This window comes from Zestosphaera sp. (genome assembly GCA_038727705.1).
Lineage (GTDB): Archaea > Thermoproteota > Thermoprotei_A > Sulfolobales > NBVN01 > Zestomicrobium.
Map to the genome: position 1 here is coordinate 260,210 of JAVYVJ010000002.1, position 24,231 is coordinate 284,440.

26 protein-coding genes are annotated in these 24,231 nt (G+C 53.1%); 9 read left to right on the forward strand and 17 right to left on the reverse strand.

Annotation, left to right across the window (positions count from 1 at the left end; translation table 11 throughout):
- Window positions 1-83: 83 nt before the first annotated feature.
- Both QW772_05525 and QW772_05530 read right to left on the reverse strand, forming a co-directional pair.
- On the reverse strand, window positions 84-377 hold the full coding sequence (locus tag QW772_05525; GenBank protein MEM0038367.1) for a hypothetical protein: 294 nt from the start codon (window positions 375-377) through the stop codon (window positions 84-86).
- 115 nt (window positions 378-492) lie between these two features.
- Window positions 493-1,218 carry a DUF2208 family protein gene (locus QW772_05530; protein ID MEM0038368.1) on the reverse strand — a complete coding sequence of 242 codons (726 nt, stop codon included), beginning with the start codon at window positions 1,216-1,218 and terminating at the stop codon, window positions 493-495.
- A gap of 58 nt (window positions 1,219-1,276) precedes the next feature.
- Between QW772_05530 and QW772_05535 the strand changes: the two genes are divergently transcribed.
- Entirely contained in the window at window positions 1,277-1,984 is a 708-nt protein-coding gene (locus tag QW772_05535; GenBank protein ID MEM0038369.1) for a hypothetical protein, read from the forward strand.
- Between the two features lie 61 nt (window positions 1,985-2,045).
- Here QW772_05535 and QW772_05540 read toward each other — a convergent pair whose 3' ends face one another.
- From QW772_05540 to QW772_05580, 9 genes are all read right to left on the reverse strand, one after another.
- The gene (locus QW772_05540) at window positions 2,046-2,306 is read right to left on the reverse strand and encodes a hypothetical protein (protein ID MEM0038370.1); all 261 of its coding nucleotides are present in this window, start codon (window positions 2,304-2,306) and stop codon (window positions 2,046-2,048) included.
- Between the two features lie 114 nt (window positions 2,307-2,420).
- A complete protein-coding gene (locus QW772_05545; protein ID MEM0038371.1) occupies window positions 2,421-2,954 on the reverse strand; it encodes a 2-oxoacid:acceptor oxidoreductase family protein in 534 nt (177 codons plus the stop codon).
- A 2-nt stretch (window positions 2,955-2,956) separates the two neighbouring features.
- Entirely contained in the window at window positions 2,957-3,793 is an 837-nt protein-coding gene (locus QW772_05550) for a thiamine pyrophosphate-dependent enzyme (protein MEM0038372.1), read from the reverse strand.
- Window positions 3,784-4,908, reverse strand: coding sequence for a 2-oxoacid:acceptor oxidoreductase subunit alpha (locus tag QW772_05555; GenBank protein ID MEM0038373.1), 1,125 nt, complete (start codon window positions 4,906-4,908; stop codon window positions 3,784-3,786). The genes QW772_05550 and QW772_05555 overlap by 10 nt, the downstream gene beginning before the upstream one ends.
- Window positions 4,905-5,135 carry a 4Fe-4S binding protein gene (locus QW772_05560; GenBank protein MEM0038374.1) on the reverse strand — a complete coding sequence of 77 codons (231 nt, stop codon included), beginning with the start codon at window positions 5,133-5,135 and terminating at the stop codon, window positions 4,905-4,907. The genes QW772_05555 and QW772_05560 overlap by 4 nt, the downstream gene beginning before the upstream one ends.
- 283 nt (window positions 5,136-5,418) lie before the next feature.
- Window positions 5,419-5,751: a hypothetical protein gene (locus tag QW772_05565; GenBank protein ID MEM0038375.1), complete on the reverse strand. Its 333-nt coding sequence runs from the start codon at window positions 5,749-5,751 to the stop codon at window positions 5,419-5,421.
- A gap of 142 nt (window positions 5,752-5,893) precedes the next feature.
- Window positions 5,894-6,805 carry a cation diffusion facilitator family transporter gene (locus QW772_05570; GenBank protein MEM0038376.1) on the reverse strand — a complete coding sequence of 304 codons (912 nt, stop codon included), beginning with the start codon at window positions 6,803-6,805 and terminating at the stop codon, window positions 5,894-5,896.
- 54 nt (window positions 6,806-6,859) lie between these two features.
- Window positions 6,860-8,023: a radical SAM protein gene (locus QW772_05575; GenBank protein ID MEM0038377.1), complete on the reverse strand. Its 1,164-nt coding sequence runs from the start codon at window positions 8,021-8,023 to the stop codon at window positions 6,860-6,862.
- A gap of 60 nt (window positions 8,024-8,083) precedes the next feature.
- Window positions 8,084-8,917 carry an NAD+ synthase gene (locus QW772_05580; GenBank protein MEM0038378.1) on the reverse strand — a complete coding sequence of 278 codons (834 nt, stop codon included), beginning with the start codon at window positions 8,915-8,917 and terminating at the stop codon, window positions 8,084-8,086.
- 127 nt (window positions 8,918-9,044) lie between these two features.
- Here QW772_05580 and mvk point away from each other — a divergent pair, with 127 nt between their 5' ends.
- Window positions 9,045-10,052 (forward strand): mevalonate kinase, encoded by a 1,008-nt coding sequence (gene mvk / locus QW772_05585; protein MEM0038379.1) that lies wholly within the window; start codon window positions 9,045-9,047, stop codon window positions 10,050-10,052.
- 21 nt (window positions 10,053-10,073) lie between these two features.
- Here mvk and QW772_05590 read toward each other — a convergent pair whose 3' ends face one another.
- Window positions 10,074-11,441, reverse strand: coding sequence for an HD domain-containing protein (locus QW772_05590; GenBank protein ID MEM0038380.1), 1,368 nt, complete (start codon window positions 11,439-11,441; stop codon window positions 10,074-10,076).
- A gap of 58 nt (window positions 11,442-11,499) precedes the next feature.
- Between QW772_05590 and QW772_05595 the strand changes: the two genes are divergently transcribed.
- From QW772_05595 to QW772_05610, 4 genes are read left to right on the forward strand one after another with little or no spacing between them, the layout of a single operon-like run.
- Window positions 11,500-12,507, forward strand: coding sequence for a hypothetical protein (locus QW772_05595; GenBank protein MEM0038381.1), 1,008 nt, complete (start codon window positions 11,500-11,502; stop codon window positions 12,505-12,507).
- Window positions 12,467-13,195, forward strand: a complete 729-nt coding sequence (locus tag QW772_05600; protein ID MEM0038382.1) for an endonuclease NucS — start codon at window positions 12,467-12,469, stop codon at window positions 13,193-13,195. Before QW772_05595 ends, QW772_05600 begins: the two co-directional genes overlap by 41 nt.
- A complete protein-coding gene (locus tag QW772_05605; protein ID MEM0038383.1) occupies window positions 13,176-13,919 on the forward strand; it encodes a TatD family hydrolase in 744 nt (247 codons plus the stop codon). Before QW772_05600 ends, QW772_05605 begins: the two co-directional genes overlap by 20 nt.
- An 11-nt stretch (window positions 13,920-13,930) precedes the next feature.
- The gene (locus QW772_05610; protein ID MEM0038384.1) at window positions 13,931-14,860 is read left to right on the forward strand and encodes a Gfo/Idh/MocA family oxidoreductase; all 930 of its coding nucleotides are present in this window, start codon (window positions 13,931-13,933) and stop codon (window positions 14,858-14,860) included.
- Here QW772_05610 and QW772_05615 read toward each other — a convergent pair.
- Window positions 14,857-16,185: a cyclic 2,3-diphosphoglycerate synthase gene (locus QW772_05615; GenBank protein MEM0038385.1), complete on the reverse strand. Its 1,329-nt coding sequence runs from the start codon at window positions 16,183-16,185 to the stop codon at window positions 14,857-14,859. The genes QW772_05610 and QW772_05615 overlap by 4 nt on opposite strands.
- 113 nt (window positions 16,186-16,298) lie before the next feature.
- Here QW772_05615 and QW772_05620 point away from each other — a divergent pair, with 113 nt between their 5' ends.
- Window positions 16,299-17,438, forward strand: coding sequence for an aminopeptidase P family protein (locus QW772_05620; GenBank protein ID MEM0038386.1), 1,140 nt, complete (start codon window positions 16,299-16,301; stop codon window positions 17,436-17,438).
- Here QW772_05620 and lpdA read toward each other — a convergent pair.
- Window positions 17,425-18,825, reverse strand: a complete 1,401-nt coding sequence (gene lpdA / locus QW772_05625; GenBank protein ID MEM0038387.1) for a dihydrolipoyl dehydrogenase — start codon at window positions 18,823-18,825, stop codon at window positions 17,425-17,427. The genes QW772_05620 and lpdA overlap by 14 nt on opposite strands.
- A 110-nt stretch (window positions 18,826-18,935) precedes the next feature.
- On the opposite strand from lpdA, the gene QW772_05630 reads away from it, so the two are divergent.
- Window positions 18,936-19,700, forward strand: a complete 765-nt coding sequence (locus tag QW772_05630; GenBank protein MEM0038388.1) for a flavodoxin family protein — start codon at window positions 18,936-18,938, stop codon at window positions 19,698-19,700.
- A 125-nt stretch (window positions 19,701-19,825) separates the two neighbouring features.
- Window positions 19,826-21,121, forward strand: a complete 1,296-nt coding sequence (locus QW772_05635; GenBank protein ID MEM0038389.1) for an alkaline phosphatase family protein — start codon at window positions 19,826-19,828, stop codon at window positions 21,119-21,121.
- Here the strand turns inward: QW772_05635 and QW772_05640 are convergent.
- From QW772_05640 to QW772_05650, 3 genes are all read right to left on the reverse strand, one after another.
- The gene (locus QW772_05640; protein MEM0038390.1) at window positions 21,115-22,044 is read right to left on the reverse strand and encodes a tyrosine-type recombinase/integrase; all 930 of its coding nucleotides are present in this window, start codon (window positions 22,042-22,044) and stop codon (window positions 21,115-21,117) included. The genes QW772_05635 and QW772_05640 overlap by 7 nt on opposite strands.
- Before the next feature lie 136 nt (window positions 22,045-22,180).
- Complete coding sequence (locus QW772_05645; GenBank protein ID MEM0038391.1) at window positions 22,181-23,278, reverse strand: phosphate uptake regulator PhoU; 1,098 nt, start codon at window positions 23,276-23,278, stop codon at window positions 22,181-22,183.
- A gap of 174 nt (window positions 23,279-23,452) precedes the next feature.
- The gene (locus tag QW772_05650; protein MEM0038392.1) at window positions 23,453-24,178 is read right to left on the reverse strand and encodes an MBL fold metallo-hydrolase; all 726 of its coding nucleotides are present in this window, start codon (window positions 24,176-24,178) and stop codon (window positions 23,453-23,455) included.
- Window positions 24,179-24,231: the final 53 nt, after the last annotated feature.

A 24,231-nucleotide genomic window follows, 5' to 3' on the forward strand; every position in this document is an offset into this window, starting at 1 on the left:
TGTGTTTAAAAATAGAGTTCATCACCTTAAGCCTCGCCACGTGCGCTAAAGCCACCCTGCTAGATTTACCCCGCCATTCAAGTTCAGTGATTCTCAAGCGAGTGAAGAAGTGTCGCACCCTTACTGCTTAGCTTGACTCTAACGTCCTTCCCATTGCCTTCCATGGCGATCAACCCCGTCTGCGCAAGCAGGTTCAGATCGTTCTCGAGGTCTTTCGAATACGGGCCGAAGGAGTAATTCACGAAGCTGTAGCCCAGCTTGACCCCCTTCTCGCTCTGCATCACGTAGATCGCCTTATGCAGCTCCAACACGCTGTTAAACTCTTTATACCTACCCACAATCTTCAGGAGCTTCATAAGCGGTAGTTCGTTCCGCATACGTATCTCCGGTATTACTCCTTAAAGCTTGAGAACCGTATAAAAGACCTAACCTCTAATCTCTATCTGAAGCAATTTAAGGACGCAAGCTGATCTAAGAAGTTCCAAGCGCTTACTAAGGCTGAAGCCCGTACCTCCTGAATATTTCGTGAAGTCTTTCAGGGTTTTTGGAGTAGAATCTGAGCTTAACCACCGACTTGCCGCTGCTCGTCTGGACTAGATCTACGAACATCCTCTTAGTGTTGACCTCTACCTTGTACTTACTCTCGCCGAAGGGGAACTTGAGAGCGATCCCAGTGCCCAGCACGCCCTTATCATATACCTCGTACTCGGACACTACCTGAACCATCACTCTGACGGATCTTCTGCTCATCAAGTTCACGGCCTGGACTAAGGCGAAGGGGACTTCATAACCAATCAGGTAAGCTAGGAATCTGTACTCGCTTACCTCAACTATGGTTAGAGCGTTGATGAACTGGAAGTACGCCCAATACCATATGAAGAAGACCGGGAGGATTGCCAGATTCAGCATTGAGAGCTTCAGCATGGGCTTCAGCTCAGCCACCAGTTCAGAGTCCTTACTCTGCAGCTCCATGACATCCGATCTAGAGGACTTCAAAAGTAGCCTGCCGCCCCTCACTTCCTCGGGCGATACCTTGCCCCCAACCCTCGATTTCCTAACGCTCCACGTGGTGAAGACCATGGCCGCTAGGAAGAACAGTATGAACGTGTACTGATAGTATTCAGGGTAGAACACGTTGACCGTGGCTAACGTAAGTATGAGGACTTGCGAGTACACCGTCGAAACCAGTAGCTGCTTCCTGCTCTGGACGTAAGCCATCACACACACCCCAAGGAAACTTAATTGCGCAGTAATAAATTACTTTGGTGGCAGCTGCTTGAGCGGACTTAACTTAATAGCCATGCTGGACAGACTGATCTCACAGTCTAAGGTGGTTGAGTCGGGTGAGAGCAAGTACGTTGTGAAGAGCTTTACCGGAGAGAAGTCCTCCCTCAAATGGCTTCCCGTAAGTGCCCTGCTAAGCCCCATCTACCCCTTCGCATATAGCCCGAAGGAGAGGCTCGAGAGGGAGTTGAGGTTCTTCAGCACGAGATGGGAGAGCTTCAGAACCCCGAGGATTATAGAGGTTGACGAGGAGAACTACACGGTTAAGAGGGAATACATATACGGAAGACCACTGAACATGAATCTAGACGCTCGGAAGCTGGGTCTAGCGGTAGGTGAGGTGCATAAGAAGGGATGGGCTTTAGGAGACACTAAACCAACTAACTTTCTAGTTGGTGATGATGACGTGCCCTGCATAATCGACGCCGAGCAAGCCATACCGGACGCAGAGAAACACCATATCGCATGGGATCTCTACCTGATCTTCCTAACCTCGAGTTATGTGTTCGTGAGTTCTACCAGAATGTTCGACGAGTTTATTAGGGAATTCATATCGAGTCACGGCAGGGAGTGCCGGTGTGCCGAGGTTTACAGTGAATTAATCAGTGCTAGATTCGGCGGGCTTCTCATACTCCTACCGCCCTCCCACCTATATAGACTTGTTAGCGCCGTCGAGAATATCACGCAAGACCTGCTATGATATGGACTAGAATTAGGTCCTGCCTGAGGAGTTCCAGGGAAAATAAAGTTGCTGTATTTCTTCAGGTGCCCTGCCGTCGACCCGCTGGCTGCACGACTCTACCGCTATCCCTTACTTTAGGAGGTTTATACACGGTGATGGTCACACCCTCGCTCGCCTTAGTTATCTTCACCTCTTGAATCACGTCCCTGTAACCGCAGGACTTACACTTAATTATGTACCTAGCCAGTTTATGTCCGTTAGCGAGCTCCGCCTCACCGTAGTACGTTATCCGGCTACCACATCTAGGGCACTTCACTCCGTCGGCACTGCTTAATAGCATCGCTGTTCACCCTTCTGTCACTACGCTGCTGTCCTCACTAACTATTCTAGTTTGAGTAAATAAGTTCATTTCATAAAAAGATTTAATATCTATGCTGGGGGTTGGTGTGAATTGTTATTGAATCTCCAGGCCGGCTCTTAAAGCTTTCATATTTGTCTCAAGCCATTTCTCAGAAACTATTTCTTTTAAAGTGCTCTCAACGTGCCTTACGTCCATAATGCCTGTCCTCGCGATCATGTGCCCTAATGCCACAATATTACTCACTCTGGAGGTGCCCACGGCCCTCTCAGCGATCTCATCATACGGTGCTGAGAATACTTTCTGCACTGCAGAGGGGAACTCCTTAACATATGTGGAGTTGAGGAAGACGTAAGCATCACTACTCAGCATCCTGGCGTACCTGTCTAGGCTGTAGGGGAACATGAATAGTGCTATACTCGCCCTAACAACTTTAACGAAGTCCACGCCTTCAGGGTTGTCCGTTATTATGAGATCAACACGCGACTCCCCACCCCTGGTCTCTGAGGCATAGGTCTCGGAGCCTGTGGCAAACAGGCCCGCGTACTTGGCCGCGGCCACCCCTAATATGCGTCCGAGAAGGAGGACCCCCTGACCGCCCCTCCCAACTATGAGTATCTCATGCTTCAAGTCTACCGCCTCCCAAGTATCTCTAAGTAGCTAGGGTTGTCACGCATTATATACTCGCCGAGAACGAACCCCTTCTCCCAGTCAAGCTCTGACTCCTCAACGTTGGGGTTCTGCTTGACTACGACCTTGCTCCTCAGCGTGTTGTAGAGAGTGACCGGATCTCTGAGTCCTATATGCCTCCCAAAGATTTCAGGACATGTTGACAGAACCTCGATGAATCTGAAGCCCTTCATTCCTAGGGCCCTGTACATGAACTGCTCTATAAGCGGCGGATGCGTCACTGACGCCCGAGCCACGTAGTTGGGGTTAAGCGATGAGATCAGCTTCACCGCGTTAAGCGGTGGCTCCGGGTTGCCGTAGGGGGTCGTGGTCGTGTAGAGTCCGCGCGGCGTTGTCGGCGCCATCTGACCTCCGGTCATGGCATAGACGAAGTTGGTGATCATCACTACTATCAGGTCCATGTTCCTCTTCGCCGCGTGGATTAAGTGGTTGCCGCCGATGCCGGCGATGTCTCCATCACCGCCTATGATTATCATCTCCAGCCCTGGCTTCGCGAGCTTAGCGCCAGTGGCGAAGGCTACAGCCCTCCCGTGCAGGGTGTGTGCAGCGTCGAAGTTGACGTAGAAGGAGGTTCTCGCAGAGCAGCCGATGCCTGTGACGAAGACTATATTCTCCCTCTTCAGTGAGCCCTCCCTAACCCTCCTGTCTATAGCTCTCATGATGCTTCCTAAGTTTATGCCGAGCCCGCAGCCAGGGCACCATATGTGGGGTAGTCTGTCAGTCCTCAAGTACTTGTCGAGTGGGTGATATCCCTTCACGGAGGAGCCCTCTACATCCATTCTCTAATCCCCTCCACTATATCATCAGGCGTCGGTACATCCAGGTTCAGGAGCGGGAGAGACAAGACCTCACCATTCTTCACTATTCTCTCGATATCGTAGACTACCTTCCCTACATTGTTCTCAGCTACGAACACCTTATCAGCATGCCTGCAGTACTCCCTAATCACCCCAACCTTCAGAGGCCACAGCGTCTTGAGTCTAAGCAGGCCTGCCTTGACGCCGGAGTTTCTGAGGGCCCTGACAGCAGCCAGGGCCGCCCTGGCGGTCGAGCCGTATGACACTACGATGTATTTTGAGTCGTTTATGTAGTAGCCCTCAACGTCGAAGACCTGGTCAATGCGGTTTAAGATCTTGTTGCAGAGCCTGTTGACGAGTCTGCGGTACGTGTTAACGTCTTGCTTGTAGTACCCGCGCTCATCATGCGTTAGGGACTCAACAATCACGTTATATCCCTCCCCGAAGCAGGCCATAGGCGGTATCAAGTCATCATCCGGTCTGTAAGGCAGATACTCGTCCGGCGGGACCGTAGGTTTCTTCCTGTTAACTACCTCAATCTCCCCCGGCTCCCTCAAAATCGCCGCCTCCCATAAATGAGCAATCACAGAATCGGAGAGCAGGACTACCGGCGTTCTTAAAGATTCGGAGATATTGAAAGCCTTCACGGTCATGTCGAAAGCCTCCTGAACAGACCACGGCGCAAGAACCGGGATCACGTAATCCCCGTGAGGTCCGTTCCTAACCTGAAGGACGTCGCTTTGAGATGATTTAGTGGGCACTCCCGTGGAGGGACCTGCCCTCATGACATTAACCACTACTAGCGGCGTCTCGGTGATGATGGCTAGGCCTAGCGCTTCAACCATGAGGGAGAAGCCCGGCCCCGAGGTGGCCGTCATGGATTTGACGCCTGCCCATGAGGCCCCGACCACAGCGTTAATCGAGGCTATCTCGTCCTCGAACTGCATCATGACGCCCCCTACCTCAGGGAGTTTCTCAGCTAGGTACTCCATGATGTCCGAGGCAGGGGTTATCGGGTATCCTGCGTAGAACCTCATCCCAGCGGCTATGGCTCCCTCGGCGATCGCCGTATTACCCGAGATAAAAACCCTCCTCATCTACCACTAACCTCCACAAAAATGGCGAAGTCGGGGCAGTTAAACTCGCAGAGCCTACATCCGATGCACTTGCCTATGTTGGCTGGCACTGGATACCTGAACCCATATTTGTTATACCTATCGCCTCTGACCAAGACCTTAGTCGGGCACACGCTGATGCATATGCCGCATTCCTTACACCTATTCGCAACAACGTTAATGCCGAACCTGCCGCCAGAAGACTTGATTAACTCCTCGGCCTGGCCAGGTAAACCGCATCACCCAAAATATACTGGGGACGCGTTTAAAAAGATCGCAAGGTTTAGGTGTTTTAAGATGTTTATTAGTTAGAATTTTAGAATATTATTCTCAGAACGAATTTAGGACTTCATTTCAGCGTACTGAATAATGCATGCTTATACGTAAAACTTAAGCAGCTCTCAAGTCCGCTGCGCGGGCACTGCACTAGTATGCACGCTGTATCAGGTCTTGAGACGTGCAATCGTTCTTCGAGTCCTTCGCTTAGTTAAACTAAGGTGCTGTAGTGAGAGCTACTCTAACGTTGCTTCCCTCAGGCACTATAAGCAACATACCATTCTCAAAGCTTATGTCGATCTCCTCAACACTGCCTACATTCAAGTATTTGAGGAGATTCCTTGCAAGGACTGTCATCATCAGCGAGATTTTAGCCACGCATTCAGGGTCTGAGACTCTAGTCGGCGCATTTACGACTGCGTCGATGAAGTTTCCCTTGTTGTCGACATCGATGACTAGACTGAGTCTCTCGATAACTCCCTCACTAAGGACTTCACCCCCCTCCGCCGACTCATCAACCTCGAACTCATGGATAGCGTTATACGTCAAATACCCCCTTAATGAACTAGGGATGTGGGGTCCTTATAAAGAGTTAGGCTCTTAGCAGGCTTGATGTCGGTGGTCCGGGGTTAGGCTTCATGACAGGGTTGGGTTTTGCGGGCCATTTCGACATGGTTTCGAACCCCGCGCTTCAAACCTCGCCTAACGTGAGGATTTCCTTGAGCACTCTCTTGAAGCTCATGGGCGGTGATGAGGGCTTCTGAAACTCTATAACTACGTATTTGACCCCGTTTACGCTCTCCTGCATTCTCTTACTTAATTCGTTTCTCACATTCTCTATCTCATCGACGCTGGTGCCTTCAGGCACCTCAACCTGAAGCATCACGAGGAACTCGCCGGGCCCCACGACCAGCGACTTCACATCGTTGACGTCAACGATCCTGGGATCTGAGAGGGCGATCTTAACGACCCTGCCCACGATGTTCTTCGGCGCCGCCCTACCCACCAACACCTCGAAATACCTGTAGCTCAGCAACGCTGAGGAAGACAGGAGAATCACCGACACCACTAAAGTGCCTAAGCCGTCGACGAACGGGCTTCCAAGTAAGAGGGACGTCAGAGCTGCTGAGCCGCCGACGCTATCAGCCAGGTTCTCAACCAGAGTTCCTTTCGCTGAGGGGTCGGCCGGGTTTCTCCTAAGCTCGATCAAGCTCCACAGTAGGATAGCTAGATCCAGCGTGAGGGCGGTAGCTAAAGACGCTATGGACGTAGTGGTTGAGATCACCTCCCCCCCAGCCACCAGCTGTTGAACGCCTGAGAAGGAGGTTACGGCGAAGAGGAAGCCCCCGATAAGTGCTGACACTATCAGTCCGAAGACGTACACAGCCCTGCCTAAGCCGAAGGGGTACCTGGTTGAAGGCCTCCTCCTCGACATCAGTAGCCCGAGAACTAGGAGTCCTGACCCTATCGTGTCGCCTAATGCATGAAGGAACTCAGCGTTGACGGCTGTGGACGCAGCGTTTAACATGCTAACAGTCTTCAGTAGGAGTGATATCAAGTTCAACGTGAATGACGCGTGTGCAGCCCTCATCTCAGTCAGCACGTCACTAAGATTAATAAGTGGGTGAGCCCCTATAAGCGTTGCGCTCTTTTGAAATCACGCAATAAACCATAGATCCTCGACAGGTCCAGTGAAGCCGTACTCACGGGCTAGTCTAAACGCCCTCTCCATCTCCTCGCCACTGACGTGTCTACCTAACTCACCCCACTTTTTAACGTCTCTGAGAACCACATACTCTGGTCGGTATTGATCCATTATGTTCACTAAAGCCCTCCTCACGTTCTCGGCCGCCCACTTAAGTACGTTACCAGTACAGCACTTAACGTGGTTGGGCAACACGAGGTGCCTTATTATGAGATCCCCGGAGTCGTGAGCCACTTTAATATTTCTAGTCACCACCTCAAAGTAGTTCTTGGCTAAGGAGAGCTTCAACGCACACTCGCTGTTCCCGTATTTGAGATCCGGTAGCCAGATGTCTATAACGTCCGCTATGAGCCCCATGGATTCCTCGCTTAAGTACATGTTGCTGTTCCACAGTTGAGGGACTTTAGCCGTCAGGAATTTAAGGGAGGACAATATTACTGGGATGTTTGGCGTCGGCTCGCCGCCAACGTGATTTATGTTCTTCGCCCCGCTGGTGGCTAGCCAGGTCTGTATGTCAGCGAGCTCCTCGGGGCCGCGTTCCTCGGCCGGGAGGCCTTCACGCTGGCTTATGCCCCAGTTCTGGCAGTACACACATCTGAAGTTACAGCCTACGTAGAACACAGTGCCTGACGGGACTAGCGGTGCTTCCTCCCCCATGTGATGGAAGAATGTATCCACGAAGCCGTTGAGTCCCGTGACTCTACAATAACCCATCCGACCCTCCGCTCTAAGAGCGCCGCAACGCCATTCGCAGAGCTTGCAGGGGCTTGCAAGCCTCCGCGCCAACTCAACCTTCAGGTCCAGGAATGTAACCCCACTAACGCCCTTGAGACTCACGTAGCTCCAAGGCCTGCCCGACTCCCTGACCTCACTCCAGAGTTTAACGAACTCCTGACGCAGTTTAGCATGCACACTTAACAATTCCTCAGTAACTACGTTAGCGAGCTCCTCCCCCCTGAATGGTGCGGGCATATTCTTAACTATGATGTACTTGGGGGGTGCTTCACCACGCATTACGGAGTAGTACCATGATAGCCTCTCCCTAACCCTACTGTCCCCCCACACCCTGACGGAGTCTGGCCTAACCAGCCCTGCGTATCTAGTGTAATCTAACATACGGGCCTCAATATGTTAAGCTCTTCCGTAACTAATAAGAATCTCGCTGCGCAGGGACTACTAAGGTTGCAAACCCGGGCCCCTCCCCTCCAACTCTTTGAAGGAGTGGAAGGGAGCTGCTATAGGTGCCCTCTTATGCGCTGTCCTCCGGTGGAGTTGTAACACCCTCTCAACCACGCTTTGGGGTATCCCGGACGCCTTAGGTATGTCCTCAGGCCTGAGTCCCTCGTCAAACAGCCTGTAGAGCACCTCATCAATTTCGTCGTAAGTCAGGCCCAGCTCGCCCTCAGCCGTATGTCCGGGCCACAGGTCAGGCGATGGGGGTCTGGCAACCACCTCCGACGGCAGGTTAAGGTGCTTAGCGAACTCCCTCACTTGAGTCTTGTAGAGTCCTATGAGAGGATGTACGTCGCCTGCCCCATCACCCCACTTAGTGAAGAAACCTATCAACCACTCCGACCTATCGCTAGTCCCGACGACCAGCATGTTCTCCCTGTTAGCTATGGCGTACAGAATCACCATCCTGGCCCTAGCCTTCACGTTACCTCTAACCAACCTCTCGGGGGATCCGTAGCTTATCCCTAATGGCTTGAGGAAGGACGTGACGACCTCAGTGAGGTCTATTATTCTCATATCTAGACTCAAGCCGTTAGCCACCTTATTAGCTATCAGCGTTGATGCGGGGTCGCTCTCACTGTCAGGCATGTGCACCACGGTGACGGACGAAGGGCCTAAAGCCCTTGCAGAGATGGCTGCACACACCGACGAGTCACCACCCCCCGAGAGTCCTATAACCACCCCCGAAGCGCCGGCCTCCCTGACTCTACCTCTGATGAAGTCCTTAATGACTTCCTCAGCTTTCCGGAAGTCTAGCCTCAGGTGTGGCGGTAACATCTAACCACCAAGATTATAGGGGGCTCTCAAATTTAAGGAGGGGTATATCAACGTCAAGGTCTATCTATGAAAACCTGATCCCCAAACAATTAATTCCCTTCAGCGAACTACTTTAGTGGGTGTTCAGTTGGGTAGGGTCGTGGCCTCGTCTCCAGGTAAGATAACGCTCTTCGGGGAGCACGCGGTGGTGTATGGATACCCGGCGATAGTGGTGGCTATTGACCGGAAGGTCTACGTCACTGCGGAGGCCAGGGGTGACGACAGCGTAAGGATAAACGCTCAAGACCTCAGAACCCCGGGCGTCATCGTCTCCATGAGTAACGGGGAGATTCAAGTCACCACGGACTACGGCAAGACCCTGTCGGCTATAGGGTATTTGAGCAAGGCGATAGAGCTGACTGCTGAGTTCCTCGGGGTTAGGAGGGGGGTTAACCTGGAAGTCAGGTCCGAGATGCCTGTAGGCGCGGGCCTCGGAACGTCGGCCGCCGTCTCTGTGGCTACGATAGCAGCTTACAGTAGTTGCTTAGGTTATGAGTTGAGTAAGGAGGACATAGCACGACTAGGTTGGGAGGTCGAGAAGAACGTTCAGGGTCTTGCCTCCCCGATGGACACATCCATAGCCACCTTCGGAGGGGTTCTGAAGATATGGTTTGAAGGAAATGCGATACACAGGGTACCCATCAACGTGGGCGGTGATCCTACTTTCGTGATAGCGTACGTCGAGAGGGAGAGAAGCACTAGGGACATGGTGCTGTGGGTTAAGAACCTCAGGGACAGGCATCCAGACCTGGTGAACGGGATACTTGAGCACATAGGTAAGGTCACGCTCGAGGCTGAGAAAGCCTTGCCGGCTGGAGATCTCGCCGAGGTGGGCATACTCATGAACATAAACCACGGCCTTCTAGATGCTTTAGGGGTTTCTACGAGGAGGTTAAACGAGGTCATCTACATTGCTAGGGTGGCCGGCGCTTTAGGATCCAAACTGACTGGAGGAGGTGGTGGTGGGGCTTCAGTAGCGTTGACGCGGCCGGACAGCGCTGAGACGCTGACCAACGTGCTTAAGCTCATCACGCCGCAGGTGTTTAAAGCGGAGATAAATGCTGAGGGCGTTACTGTAGAGCGTCTTCAGAGCTGACCGCCCGCTTAGGGGTGGCTCTCAGTAGAAGCTGCGGACCTCCCTGCCTGACAGCATGCTCGTAGCTACCTCTCTGACCTCATTCGCGTACTTCACGTGCTTGTCCCTAATGTAGATCCTGAGGAACGCTAGCTCGGCAGGCATGGAGCCTGCGAGCGTTTCCCTGACGGGCTTCGCCTCTATACTGCCCTCCTCATTCTCTATCAGAACCTCGGCCTCCTCAAACATGGGGTTGGTGGGGAGCTTGGGCGTGTCCACGAATATGATGTTTTCCCCGTCAACTATCTCCGGATGCATGCTCCTTAACCTACTCTCTATGCTCCTCTTGATGACGTCCTTACTCATTGTGAGGAATCCTTTGAATGTCTGGTCTATCGGGAGGACTGCCTGGTAAACGTTCTTGTAGGGGACCACCCTATTCAGCAGGTACCTACTCTCATCGAGAGCCCTGACGCTCGGGTTTGAGAGGACGTACTCATCGTCAAGCTCAACGTACTTGTTTACGTCGTCCATTATCCCGCTATAGTTGAGTATGTTATCAGCCTTAATCAGCATCTCCCCGGCGATTTTGTCGAAGGCTCGGACGGTCTTATGGTAGTACACGGTCTTAAACATGAAGATCCTTGCTATGAGCAGATGGTCTAGAACGTCCTTAGCCTTGTACTCCAGAACTATCCTGTCCTTGACAGGCTTCGAGTGGTATGCCAGCCTTTCCCAATCAAGTCCGAAGCCGTAGTTAGCGCCGGTGAAGTACGAGTCCCGAAGGAGGTAATCAACTATGTCGGCGCTGTAGGCCCCCTTAATTATGTAGTAGAGCGTCCTCTCTGAAACCCCTTCCCCTATGCTGGATGTGAGGGGCCATGAATCCAGGGAAGGCGCTTCAATAAGCCTCGCCATGACCTCGGCGGAGAGCCCCAGCTCCTTCTCTATATAGTCGTCGAAGCACTTGGACACCTCTGGATGCTCCCTCACTATCTTGCCGCCTAGAACCTCGTGGTTCACGCCATAGTTGACTAGCACGTGGTCTTCGAAGGTATGCGAGAATGGACCGTGCCCTACATCATGCAGTAAGCCGAGGAGACGTGCGATGTACTTCAGTCTGCTCAGCTCCGAGAAATTCAGCCCAAGCTTGGAGTAGGTGTACTCAGCAAGCACTCCAGCCACATACATGGAGCCTAGGGAGTGGGAGAACCTCGTGTGGACGGCCCCCGGATACACGAGATGCGATGTGCTCAACTGCTTGAGCCTCCGCAACCTCTGCATGGGCGAGGACGAGACCAGGCATATTTCGTGTCTAGCCAGCCTTAAATATCCGTGCACCGGATCCTTAATCTGAATCAATTCCTTATCCAGGTCCTCACACCCGCTATCTCTATCTCGTTCCGCCATTAATATGTTAGCATGCAGTCAGCCTTCTATTTTAAGGTCCATACGTAAATTTCTTTTAGTGATGGGATTGAGCTCAAGTGTGGTGGTGACTCACGGGGATTGTGACGGGGTTATCTCTGCATACCTCTACATAAAGCACTTCATGAAGGACATGTGGCCTTCGCGGATTACTGTAGTCTTCACCCAACCTTGGAGGGCCAACCTAGACCTGATGAGGGGCTTGCACGAGGGGGTTGGCGAGCTGATTCTCCTTGACCTAGCGCTCAACAACGAGCTCGTCAATGAGATAGTTAAGGCAAGCAGTAGTTTGAGGAGGGTGACGGTAGTGGATCATCACGTGAGTTCCCTCGAGTTCGTCAAGCGGGTTTCAGAACTTGCATCAAGCAATGTTAAGGTGGTGTGTGAACGGACTCAGTCATGTCCGAAACTCATAATGAACTCCCTGAGGATCTCGCCTAACCCGTACGAAAGGATGCTCGTTGATGTGGCGGACGTGTGTGAGGGCGGTGAAGCGTCGTCGCTGGACGTAGCTAGGCTGGCCGACATAATAAAGCTCTCCATAGCCAGGGATCCGGGCGACTACGACTTCATGAACTACCTCCTCAATTTATTCATGAGGAATAAAGACGTTGAGTCCGACGACGTTGTGGGCAGGAGGTATAGGACTGCTAAGTTCCTCCTGGGCAGGTTGCTTAAGCTGATGAGCGAGAATGCACTCTCGTACAGGAATGTGGTGAAGATATCGACACTTACGCTCCCTGAGTCAAGGATCTTCGCCGGTCTGCTCGGGATAGGCACCACAGAGCTGGCGAGGATGTATAAGTCTGACATCGTCCTCGTTAGGAGGGAGGAGGACAAGGTTGTTGTGACTGTGAGGACGCTGAACGAAAAAGCGCTCAAACTGTGCGAGGGGATAGCCCGCCTCGGTAAGGGCAGGTTCGGCGGTCACGCTGAAGCGGCCTCAACAACCCTACCTGGACTGAACCTCCAGGAGGTAACAGACCTTATAGTTGGTGCTGTAGGCAATGTCAGGGAGGATACTCAGCAGGGGAAGCGTAACTCCTGAAGAGCTCGGCAACTTAATTAAGAAGTGGTTCAAACGCTCAACGATAGTGGTGGTAGCAGAGTGTGAGATAACCTACGTGGGCAGGGCCTCATCCAGAGCTAGTAATTCATGGAGGCTCATCCTGATTAAGGAGGACAGCACGGTCCTCATTCACGAACCTACCGGCAGGGAACCCATTAACTGGCAACCCAACTCATACGTAACCGCTGAGCTCAGGGGCGACACCCTAGTAGTTAGGGCGATCAGAACGAGACCGCGTGAGGAACTCACCATATCTTTAAAGGGACCCTGCGAAGTCATCGTAGCTAAGTTAGGTGTTGGGAGGTACGTCATTTCCGGGACCGAACGTGACGTGATAGAGTATCTGGCGCGTAGCCCAGGGCTGATCGAGGAAGGTGCTGAGTTAGTGTCGAGGGAGGTTATGACGCCACACGGGCGGGTGGATCTAGTCCTCCGCGATAGGGGCGGCGGGTTGTTGGTGGTGGAGGTCAAGAGGGGTGCGGCGGACATCGAAGCAGTCTACCAGTTAAAGAGGTACGTGGAGTATTATGCGTCTCTGGGAGTGGTTAACGTGAGGGGGGTTTTAGTGGCTCAATCCCTAACGCCGAACGCTCAGAAGCTGGCGCGTGATTTAGGCTTCACATATAGATGTGTTAGGGTGAATGGTAGTGAAGCCGTCGCTGAGTAGGTACGTTGACTCACACATACATCTCAACGAATACGGTGAGGTGGAGCGGCTGAACTACTGCGGTAGGGAGGACCTGGAGTTGATCGCCGTCTCCGAAGACCTGAAATCCTCGCTGACCAACCTTACATTGATGAGGGAGTGTCGTAACGTAAGGGCGGCTGTGGGGGTGCATCCGTGGCTAGTTGATAAGGTCAGCGGGGAGGACTTCTCTGAAGTCCTTCGACTGATTAACGAGGCTGAGTTCATAGGTGAGGTGGGTCTGGACAAGAGGTTCGTGCCAGACACGTTGGAATCTCAGATGAGGGTGTTTACAGAGTTCGTGAGGAAGGCTGAAGAGAGTGGGAAGGGATTACTACTTCACGCCGCAGGAGCCTGGAGGGAGGTGCTCGACGTAGTCACCAAGGCCTCCGTTAGCGTGGCTGTAATGCACTGGTACACAGGACCCACTGAACTCATAACTAAAATCAGGGAACATGGGTACTACATAGGCGTTAACGCCGCCTTGATAAGGCAGCCTAAAGCGAGGGAGGTGGTCAGGCAGACACCCCTCGACACGATACTGACAGAGTCCGACGGACCTTACGAGTACAGGGGTCTCAGACTAGGCCCTGACCTCATTCAAATCCTGGTGAAGGAGATAGCGGTGATTAAGGGTTTAAGGCCTGAGGAGGTCGTTGATGAAGTATATAATAACTACCTGGAGTTGATACGTAGAGTCAAGTAGGGTGTATTCGGTTGGGCTGCGTTAAGGTAGGCGTAGTCGGCGTAGGGTCCTGGGGTAAGAATATTGTTAGGGCATTGAAGGAGCTGGAGAGCGAGGGTTTGGTCAAGCTGGTCGGCGTTGCTGACGCTAACCCTGATCTAGCGGCTGACGTGGCTAGAGCGCACGGCGTGACGGAGTACGTTAGGACTGTTGGGGATCTGGTTCGGCTGGGTGTGGAGGCAGTAGCCATCTCAGTGCCTATAGACAGGCTTTTCCACGTGGCTAAAGATGCGCTGAGCCTGGGTCTACACACCTTCATAGAAAAACCCGTGTCAACAAGCAGCGATGAGGTGAGGGAGCTGATGAGGATTGCTGAGAACGCGTCATTAATCGCCCAGCCAGGGTTCATAGTTAGGTATGATCCCGTCAGCAATGTTTTGAAGGACTTCCTTACACAGCGCAGGGTCAAGTACGCGATTCTCAAGAGGCTGTCGGCGAGACCCACCCACCGGAGGGGGCATTCAATAACGCTGGACTTAATGATACACGACATCGACCTAGCGCTTAACCTGGTGGGGGTTCAGGAGGTTAGGGTGTTGAGTGCGGTGGGGTTCAAGATGGAGTTTGGGATCCCTCAGGAGGTCCATGCCTTACTCACCCTAGGCAAAACTCTTGTGTATCTAGTGACGGACGGAACACTGCCGGTTAAGGTCAGGGTCGCCGAGATAGTTACTGAGGATTCTTACTGCGAGGTCTCATACACCGACTCAACCGTGCTTGTCAGAAGCGGTGAGGGGAGTTATGTGAGGAGGGCGTCCGGTGAGGAACCGCTTAAGGCCGAGCTAAGGGATTTCGTGAGGTCGGTGGAGGGGGTTAGATCCCCGCGCGCTCCGACACTGCAGGATGCCCTGAGAGCACTCACGGTGGTTGAGCTTATTAACGAAAAACTCAACAGGGTTTAGCCCTTCCTCTCAAGGAACTCCGCCACCAACTCACTTATGGTCGGTCCCTCAAGTACTTTGAGTTCCCACGTAACCTTAACAACGGGCTTGTCTATCCTTACCAGCCTAGTTATGTCTGCTGGGGTTCCCAGAACCACTACATCAGCTGGCGTCCTCCTTATGGTCTCCTCCAGATCCCTCAGCTGCTCAGCAGTGTATCCGGTGGAGGGAAGCACCTCCTTCATGTGCGGGTACTCCTCATACAGGCTCTTAAGAACACCTACAGCGTATGGCCTGGGATCTACGACCTCAGAGGCGCCGTACTTCCTAGCGGCCACGTACCCAGCGCCGTAGGGGACCCCTCCATGCGTTACTGTGGGCGAGTCCTCAACGACTAAAACCTTCTTTCCCTCGACTAGGCTCGGGTCGGTTACTGAGACCTCCATGTCGGCCAGGCATATCCTAGCCCCCGGGTTGACTCTCCTGACGTTGCTGACCACCTTCTTGACGGACTCCTCGCTTGCCTGGCCAACCTTATTAACGACTACAGCGTCAGCCATCCTGACGTTCACTTCACCGGGATATGAACCGATCTCGTGGCCCGGTCTCATGGCGTCCGCAACTGTTATCATGTAGTCAAATCTGTAGAACGGGAAGTCGTTGTTACCCCCGTCCCACAGGATGACATCTCCCATGCCCTCAGCTACTGTGAGCACCTTGCCGTAGTCAACTCCAGCCAGTATTGGAAGCCCTAGTCTAAGGTATTGCTCATACTCCTCCCTCTCCTCCACCGTGACCTTCCATCTCTCAAGGTCCTCGAACGTTTTGAAGACCTGCACCGCCATCTCCCTCAAATCCCCGTACGCCATCGGATGACGTATTGGGACAGGCTTAACCCCCTTCTTGAGGAGCTCCTTCACGACCGCTCTCGAGACGGTTGACTTACCGGCTCCAGTCCTCACCGCCGTCACCGCCATCACCGGCCTGTGTGAGGTCAGCATGGTCTCCCTGGGGGAGAGGAGTCTGAAGCTGGCCCCACTGGACAGAGCTGTGGAGGCGATCCTCCCCACATCCTCGTATCTGAGGTCGCTGTATGACAGCACCACCTCATCCACGTGGAGCTCCCTAATAACGTCCCCCAGCTCAGCCTCAGGCACTATAGGTATTCCGTCTGGATAGAGGGAACCCGCCAACTCTGCCGGGTACCTCCTCCTTTCAACACCGGGTATCTGAGCCGCCGTAAATGCGACGACCTCGTAGTCGGGGTTGTCCCTATAGAACACGTTGAAGTTGTGGAAGTCCCTGCCCCCCGCACCGACTATGACTACTCTAGTCCTCCTGACCAAAGGGAACACCTCATGTATATAGTTTGTATCAATGCTTAAAAAATTTTAGACGAGTTTCATGAAATTATTCAGCCACCACATAAAGGGGGATCACGACGTTAACGCTTATTAGAATGTCCGCAGTCCTTAACATGTTGCTAGTGTGGTGGGCCGTCGTGAGGTTAGGTAAGCTCATGAGGGTGGTTGAGGAGTTCAGTCTGGACGCTGTTCTGGTGACTTACGAATGGAACGTATTCTACTATCTAGGCGTGCCGAGGTCTGGAGGTGTTTTCCTCCTTTACGAGAGGGATGGGTCTGCGAGGGTGCTAACGCCGGCGCTGGATTACTATAGAGTCTCCGACGCCGTTAAAGGTTCCCTGGAGGTGATGCCTTACGCGACTTACGAGTTGCCTGGATTTCCTAAACTGCTTAAGGGCAGGCTCTCTGACTGGCTCGTCAGGTACTTCTCGGATTCAGGGTTTGCAAGAATAGGTCTTGACTTAAGCTACCCAACACAACTCGCGTTTGAGTTGAGTGAGAGGCTGAGGGATCGTATTAAGGTGGAGAACGTGGGGTCAGCTATAGCCCTTCAGAGATCGATTAAGGAAGGAGATGAGGTCGAGTTCATGAGGCAGGCACTGAACATAGCTGAGAGGAGCTTCGTCAAACTCCTGGCAGAGGGGATTGAAGGGCTGAGTGAGAGTCAGGTTGCCGCGAAGCTGGACAGCTTCATGAGGTTGGAGGGGGCTGAATCCATACCGTTCGAGACTATAGTTGCGTCAGGACCTAACTCCGCGTACCCACATGCGTTCCCGACCGGCAGAACCATCGGTAAGGAAGTCGTAACCATTGACTTCGGCGCTAGGTATGGCGGCTACTGCTCCGACACCACCAGAACGCTGGCCGTGGGTGGTTCAAGTCCCGAGGTGATGAAGGTTGTAGAGGGGGTGAGTGAGGCTTTAACGGCTGCATCTGACCTAATCAGCGATGGCGTGAAAGCCAGCGAGCCTGACTCCGTCGCTAGGGAGGTGCTAAGGAAGCATGGCTTGGAGCAGTACTTCATACACTCGCTAGGTCATGGGGTGGGCTTGGAGGTTCATGAGAGGCCCAGGCTAGCTCAAGGAGTCGATGACGTGTTGATGGAGGGGATGATCATCACTGTGGAGCCCGGCACCTACATGCCGGACAGTTTCGGCGTTAGGCTAGAGAACATGGTCTTAGTGAAGAAGAGAGGATGTGAATTCCTAAACAGGCTACCGATCATAATTGCTTAGGGACGTGGAGCGGCCTCCCTAGAGCATTTGATACGGCCTCGCTGAAAAGCTCTGAATATGTTGGGTGTGTTATGATTGCCTTCCTCAACGATTGGAGTGTAAGGTGCTGACTGATAGCCAGTGAGAAGAGATGTATTACGTCAGCGGCTCCGTTACCAACTATAGCGACTCCCAGAATCTTGGCAGCGTTCTTATCCAGTACGAGTTTGACGAAGCCGTCGGGGGTTGATTTAACTGAAGTGGAGTCCCTTCCGAGCACCGTATAGGGCAGTTTCACGACCCTGTAATTCACGCCGGCGTTGGCGGCCTGAACCTCGCTCAACCCCACAAACCCTACCTCCGGGTGCGTGTATATGACCATTGGTATGGGCCCCCTGGGGAGAGGTTCCTCAACCCCTGCAATAGCTTCGGCCGCTATCATGCCTTCCCTGAAGGCCTTATGAGCTAGGAGTGGGGGGCCTGTAATGTCGCCGGCAGCATATATATTGGGCACGGTCGTCCTCATCAGGTCGTTTACGAGCACGACACCCCTGTCATCTAGCTCAACCCCCGCCTCGGCCAGCCCCAGGTTTTTTGTATTGTAACTTCTGCCAGCCGCTATGAGCACCTTCTCCGCACGCACTTCAGTAGTCCCCCTATCGTTCGAGATCCTGACCACGACTTCATTATCTAGGTGTCCGCTGAACTGCGCTTTGGACGAAGTATATATTTTGACACCGGACTTCACAAGGTACTTAGACACGACGTCGCTGACGTCGCTATCGACCTCTGGAAGTATCTTACCCATGATCTCGACCAGGTGTACCTCCACACCTAGTTGCGCCAGGGCCTCAGAGATCTCGCAACCTATCGCCCCAGCCCCCACTATCACTATCGAGTTAGGGAGCGAGTCCAGCTCGAAGAAGTGTCTGTTATGTATTACCCTCACGCCGTCGAAACTGAAGGTCGACACGGTCTTAGGCTCGGTCCCCGTTGCCAGGATGATGTTGCTTGCCTCAACCTCCATAGTCCCCGCGTCCCCTACTTTGACTGTGTGGACATCCTTAAGCCTCCCAACCCCTTCAATGACCTCCACCTCGCTGAGGAGGTATTTGACGCCCTCCCTGGCCTTAACCACAGCCCTTGAGACATGCCTCAACACCCTACCCCTATCGATGCCTTCCACCCTCACTGTGATGCCGTGCCTGTTTAAGGTCTTAACGCTACCTAAGGCGTTGCCCAACTCTATCAGTGCTTTAGAGGGTATGCAACCCCAGTTGCTACACTCACCGCCTAAGTACCTCCGCTCGACGAGCGCAACCCTTAGCCCTTGCTGGACGGCCGTCACAGCTGCCACGTAGCCAGCAGGCCCCCCGCCGATGACCGCCACGTCGTACCTCAAGCCCATCGACCGAAGAATTAGTGGACGTAATCCTAAAAATACTTTCAACTAGGACTAACGCATTATCCACTTATATTCCCTGTACCCAATACATATCTCTCATTGGGGATCCTGCTGTGGAGCCGGTCAGCGTCTTAGGCCTGAACGCCTCCCCGAGGAAGTATGGAAACACGTATAAACTGCTTGAGGTAGCGCTTGAGACGGCGTCCATCTACGGGGCCGAGACGAAACTCATACACATATATGACTACGACATAAGGCCTTGCGAGGGTTGCCTGAGCGACGAGCAACTTGCCTGCAGACCACCCTGCATTAATGACGGTAGCTGGGCTCTCCTTAAGGAAATACTGAACAGCGATGCCCTCATCGTGGCGACGCCCGTGTTCTGGTACGGTCCTTCAGGACACCTGAAGAACTTGATAGATAAGTTAACAGTGTTCGAGAACATGATATTCATAGATGGTAAGTCATGGGTTGAGGGTAAGGTGGCTGGTTTCATAGCCGTAGGGGCTGAGGCCGGTGCGGCAATGACGATCGCGTACCTCATGTCAGTCTTTAACTCCTTCGGGTACCTAATACCGCCTTGGGCGTTAGCCTACTACCAAGGAACTGATGACGTGCTTAAGAGCAGGGAGGCGGTGATGGACGCAGCCAACATAGGTAAGATAGTCGTTGAGGCTGCAGAGCTGGTTAGGGGGAGGCCTTCGATCAAGTGGTACGACCCTCAAATACAGGAGGTCTTGGCAGGAATGAACGTGCTGACGAAGGTCGCTGACAAGGCTAGGAGGCTTAAGGATGTAACCACCTCCAAGAGGGCTGAGTTCATAGGAAGGTTGCTGGAGACCGACGCAAACAGGTATAGAGACAGCGACCCAGGCTAGATACAGTCGTTTGGAGGAGGTGTGAGGCCCGCCACGCCGACTATTGAACGCGCCTCAGGCCGGGCCTCGGATTCACGGGTTGCGATTATTAAAAGCTTCCTGGCTAATCTTCTTGGGTGTAAATGATGAAGTTAATATATCTAGTTCTCGACGGAGTCGCTGACAGGCTAGCCGACCCCAAGAGCTCGTTAACCCTGGCCAGGAAGCCATACCTAGACCTACTCGCGAGAGCCGGTGTTTGCGGTTTAGTGTACAGTGTAGGTGCGGGGATAGCTCCGGAGTCCGATGCTGCGGTCATGAGCATACTCGGCTATGACCCGCACACCCACTATACAGGCAGAGGCCCTGTCGAGGCGGTTGGCGCTGGGATCCCGTTCCTTGAGGGTCGTGAGGTGGCTTTTAGAGCTAACTTCGCCACCGTGGACCCTCTCAGCAGGAAGTTGGTCGATAGGAGGGTTGGGAGGTCGCTGAGTACTGAGGAGGCACGCGAGCTCGCCGAATCACTTGACGGGATGAGGTTGAGTAAGTATGGCGGTTACGTTAAGGTTAAGGCGACTGTAGGACATAGGGCGGTCGTTGTTTTAGGCAGTGAGGAACTCTCCCTCAGCGATGAAGTGGAGAACACGGACCCCGCCTACAGGAAGGTGGGTAGCATATCGGTGGCGGAGAAAGTTTTCACGCCGTACGTCAGGGAATCCTCACCGCTAAGCACCAGCCTGAACGCCCGCGTCGCCGCAGAACTGATCAACGAATTCACAGTCAAGGCCGTTGAAGTGTTGGATAAGCATCCGGTCAACAGTAGGAGAGAGAGGAAGGGGCTCCTTAAGGCTAACGTGATACTGTTGAGGGATGCGGGCTCAAGACTCCCCCGACTAACCCCTATAAATCAGCTGTATGGACTCACGTTCGGCTCTATAACGGAGATGCCCGTGGAGAACGGGATAGCGAGACTTGCCGGGATGCGTTCTATAGAGATGCCGCCGCCAACCCAGGATAAGGCCTCCGACTATTCGCTGAGGCTGGAAGCCACTTTCAAATTACTCGGTGAGGTAGACGTAGTCTACGTTCATCTGAAAGGGCCTGACGAGCCCGGACACGACGGCGACTACCTTGGTAAGGTGAGGTCTATAGAGGATATAGATAAGCATTACGTTAAGGAGTTGATCGAGGGAGTGAACCTGGGTGAGACAGCCTTACTGGTGACGGCGGACCACGCCACACCGCCCTCCGTTAAAGCCCACACCGACGATCCAGTCCCCCTGCTACTCGTGGGCGGTGATGTGGCTCCCGATAGAGTTCTGAAGTTGTGCGAGAGCGAATGCCACGGGAAGGGAGGGCTAGGCCTGATAGACCATGGGTGGGAGGTACTGCCTAAAATCCTTAAGATTCTGGGTATAGGCACCCTGGGCCAGCCTCAGTAAGTGACCTCACCGGCAACGTCCTCGACGCGTTGCCAGCCCTGAGCGAAGACTCTCTCATACGATTTCTTAATATCCTCCTTAAGTAGGTGGACGTATATCTGAGTGGTTTTAACGTCTTTATGTCCTAAGAGGCTCTGCAACGCTAGAACATCCATACCTCTCCTCAGCGCTTCTGTGGCGAAGGTGTGTCTCAGGACGTGGGGTCTGACCTTGTCAACCCCTACGCCGGCCCTTGCTGCAAGCGTTTTCAGTCTCTTGTACAACCCGCTGTACGTTAGGTTAATCAGCCTCCCTCCCCCCCTCCTATATGATGTGAGGTAGACCTGCAGGGCCTCAGCACTCAGAGGGCCGAAGAAGACAACTCTCTCCTCACCGAACTTAGCGTGCCTAACCACTATCTCACGGTCTTTGAGGTTTAAGTCCTCCACGTTTATGGTGAGGAGCTCCTGCGCTCTGAGTCCGGTCTCATACAGCAACGCAACGACAACCCTGTCCAAAACATCTCTTGAGGCTTCAAGCATTCTGCGGACCTCCTCATCCTTAAGTGCGGTCACGTTCCTCCTCCCCCTAGGTCTAGCAACTGCGGGAATCCTGTCAGCCAGGCCCAGCCACTTAATGAATGCCCTCACGTAGAGTGAGTAATAGTGTAGCGTGACTTGAGCCTTCCTTCTATCGCTCGACCCCCTTGGTAGGCCCCTCCTCAACCTATCCAGTCTCCACCTGTTGTAGTCCTCAACGCTTAACTCCCTAGCGAGGTTCTTGCCCAAGAACTTGAGGAAATTCGTTATGCCATATCTGTAGGCGCGGACAGTCTTCGCCGAGGCTCCAGCGGCTTCAAGCTCTGTCAAGAACACTTCCAGCGCGTGCCAGACATCGCTCTCAAGGACGTCTCTAGAGGCGCCGGCTAAATCGAATCTGACCACACTCCCCCACAGTAGACCTCACACAGTCTTTCCTTAAAAAGAAGGACCCTTCAACTCCAGTCTTGATGCGTGCTACGTAACATATAATATGTACTACGATGGCGTTACGCCTGCGTCCGACGTCCGGTTGAAGCTCTTAAATGTAGACCTTACATATATCTAGGGTCGTGCCAGCCCTCTCCACCGATATGTCGAAGACCGCCTCTGAAACCGCCTCCATGGCCCTGCCGACCTCTATGAGCCTATCTATGAATTCCCTCAGCATCACGTAGCTCTTATCGAACTCCTTCTTCGGTTCCTCCTTCTCCTTAAGCGCTCTGAAGAGTAGTTCGTCATACTTCCTGATTAGCGTGTAGTACTCTGTGACCATGTTCAGGATTTCATTAGCTATGTAGAGATCTAGGGTCTTGAAGGTCCTGTCAATCCTGTCGACGGTCATGAGTAGGTAATCCAGGCTCTCCTTCAGTATGTTGGATTCGTGGGTTAGCAGCGGGAGCTGGTTCCTGCTCTCCAACTCCTTGAGTATCTGGGCCGTGATGCTCAGAGCGTCCGCAGCCTCCTCAAGCCCTTTCACGATACCTCTGTACTCAGGTATTAGTGAGGCCTTGATCCCCAGATGCTTAACCAGCGTTCTGTCGTTCTGGGCCTGGAGGATCTGCCTCACGGCCAGCGCGTGCAGTCTGTCGACCTCCTTCTCTATCTCGCTTATCTCGTCAAGCAGGTATGGCTTATTATCTATGACCGCTATCTGCAGATGCTGGATCATGAACTTAACGCGGTTGACAAGCCTGTTGAGCATGTTGATGGCGGAGTACTTGCTTGGATCGACCAGTATCTGCACGGAGACTTTATTCGGGGTGTGTTCAAGGATCTCAGCCCCCAAGAGCTCCTTAACCACGTCCCTGACGGTCCTCAAATGCGTTTCGGAGAGCACGCCATCCATAGCCTCCACAATCACTACATCAACCCCAAGTAGGTAGCCCGCGATTATGCTTCTCGCGAGCAGGGTCTCAGAGGAGCTCTTACTCACCTTTATCTGCAGAACCCTCTCCTCCTTCTTCTGCGCCATGTAGAGAGGCACGACCCTCAGTGTGCCGTCCTCCATCAAGTCGATGGCGACGCTGTCGCCAGGCGATAGCTTCATTGACTTAACCCAGCTTGCCGGCAGAGATACCATTAACGTTGACTTACCGAACTTCTGAATTCTCCTTATTTCAGGCACGCATCCACCCATAATAATATACGTTAAACATATTTATAATGTTTAGTGCTGTTTTAACATGTTACTTACTGTGGAGTGACTGCTTAAAATTCTGTCGTTTTAGATAATCACGGGGGCTCGCTGTCTGAGTATGATATGTGGGTTAGGAATCTCTTTAGTCTATATTGTGTATTTAGCGACGTCGCTTCAGAGACTTAGCGTGGAGCAGGGAGCGGGGAGAACCAGCTCAACACCCTCTAAACCCTCTAAGCTGAACCTAGGTGATTCCAAGTAGTAATGTATGGGGGCTATCCGCTTCGGGCTGGAGGCCTTGACGATCCTGCCTATCTCGGAGGTGGTGGTGTGCCCTAACGCGTTGGCCGCCTCCCCCATGTCCTCCGGGACTGAGAACTCGTGGATCAGCAACTCAGCCCCCCTAACCACCTCCGAGAAGTCGGGGTTCGGGGTGGTGTCCCCGCTGTATCCTATTTTAACGCTGCCCACCTCGAGCACGACGGATATCGCGGGGATAGAGTGTCTGGCTCTAACCCACTTAAGCAGCGTGTTGGGGTTAAGCCGCATGGAGCCCTCGTGAGGTATCTCAAGCATGAGCAGCTGTTGGAGTTTGTTCTCTATGTGCAGGGCTTTAAACAGCGCTCTGATGTCGTCCGCCGTTTCACTCAGCACCACCGTCTTCACGGGATGCTTCAGGTGTTGGGCTATCGTCGGCAATCCCAGCACGTGGTCGCCGTGGGAGTGCGTGACGATTATGTAGTCAAGCTCGCCGGCCTGGATGCCCGTGCACGTCCTCAACCTCTCCAGAGTGCCCTCACCAGCGTCCAGCAATACCTTAAGCTCTGGAGTAAGCACCAGGATTCCAGACTGACCGAAGTGAGGGTTCGAGAGCCAGCCACCGACCCCGAGAAACACCACATCAATCAAAACCCAGCACCCGACTAGGTTGCTCTAAAACATTATACGAGCCA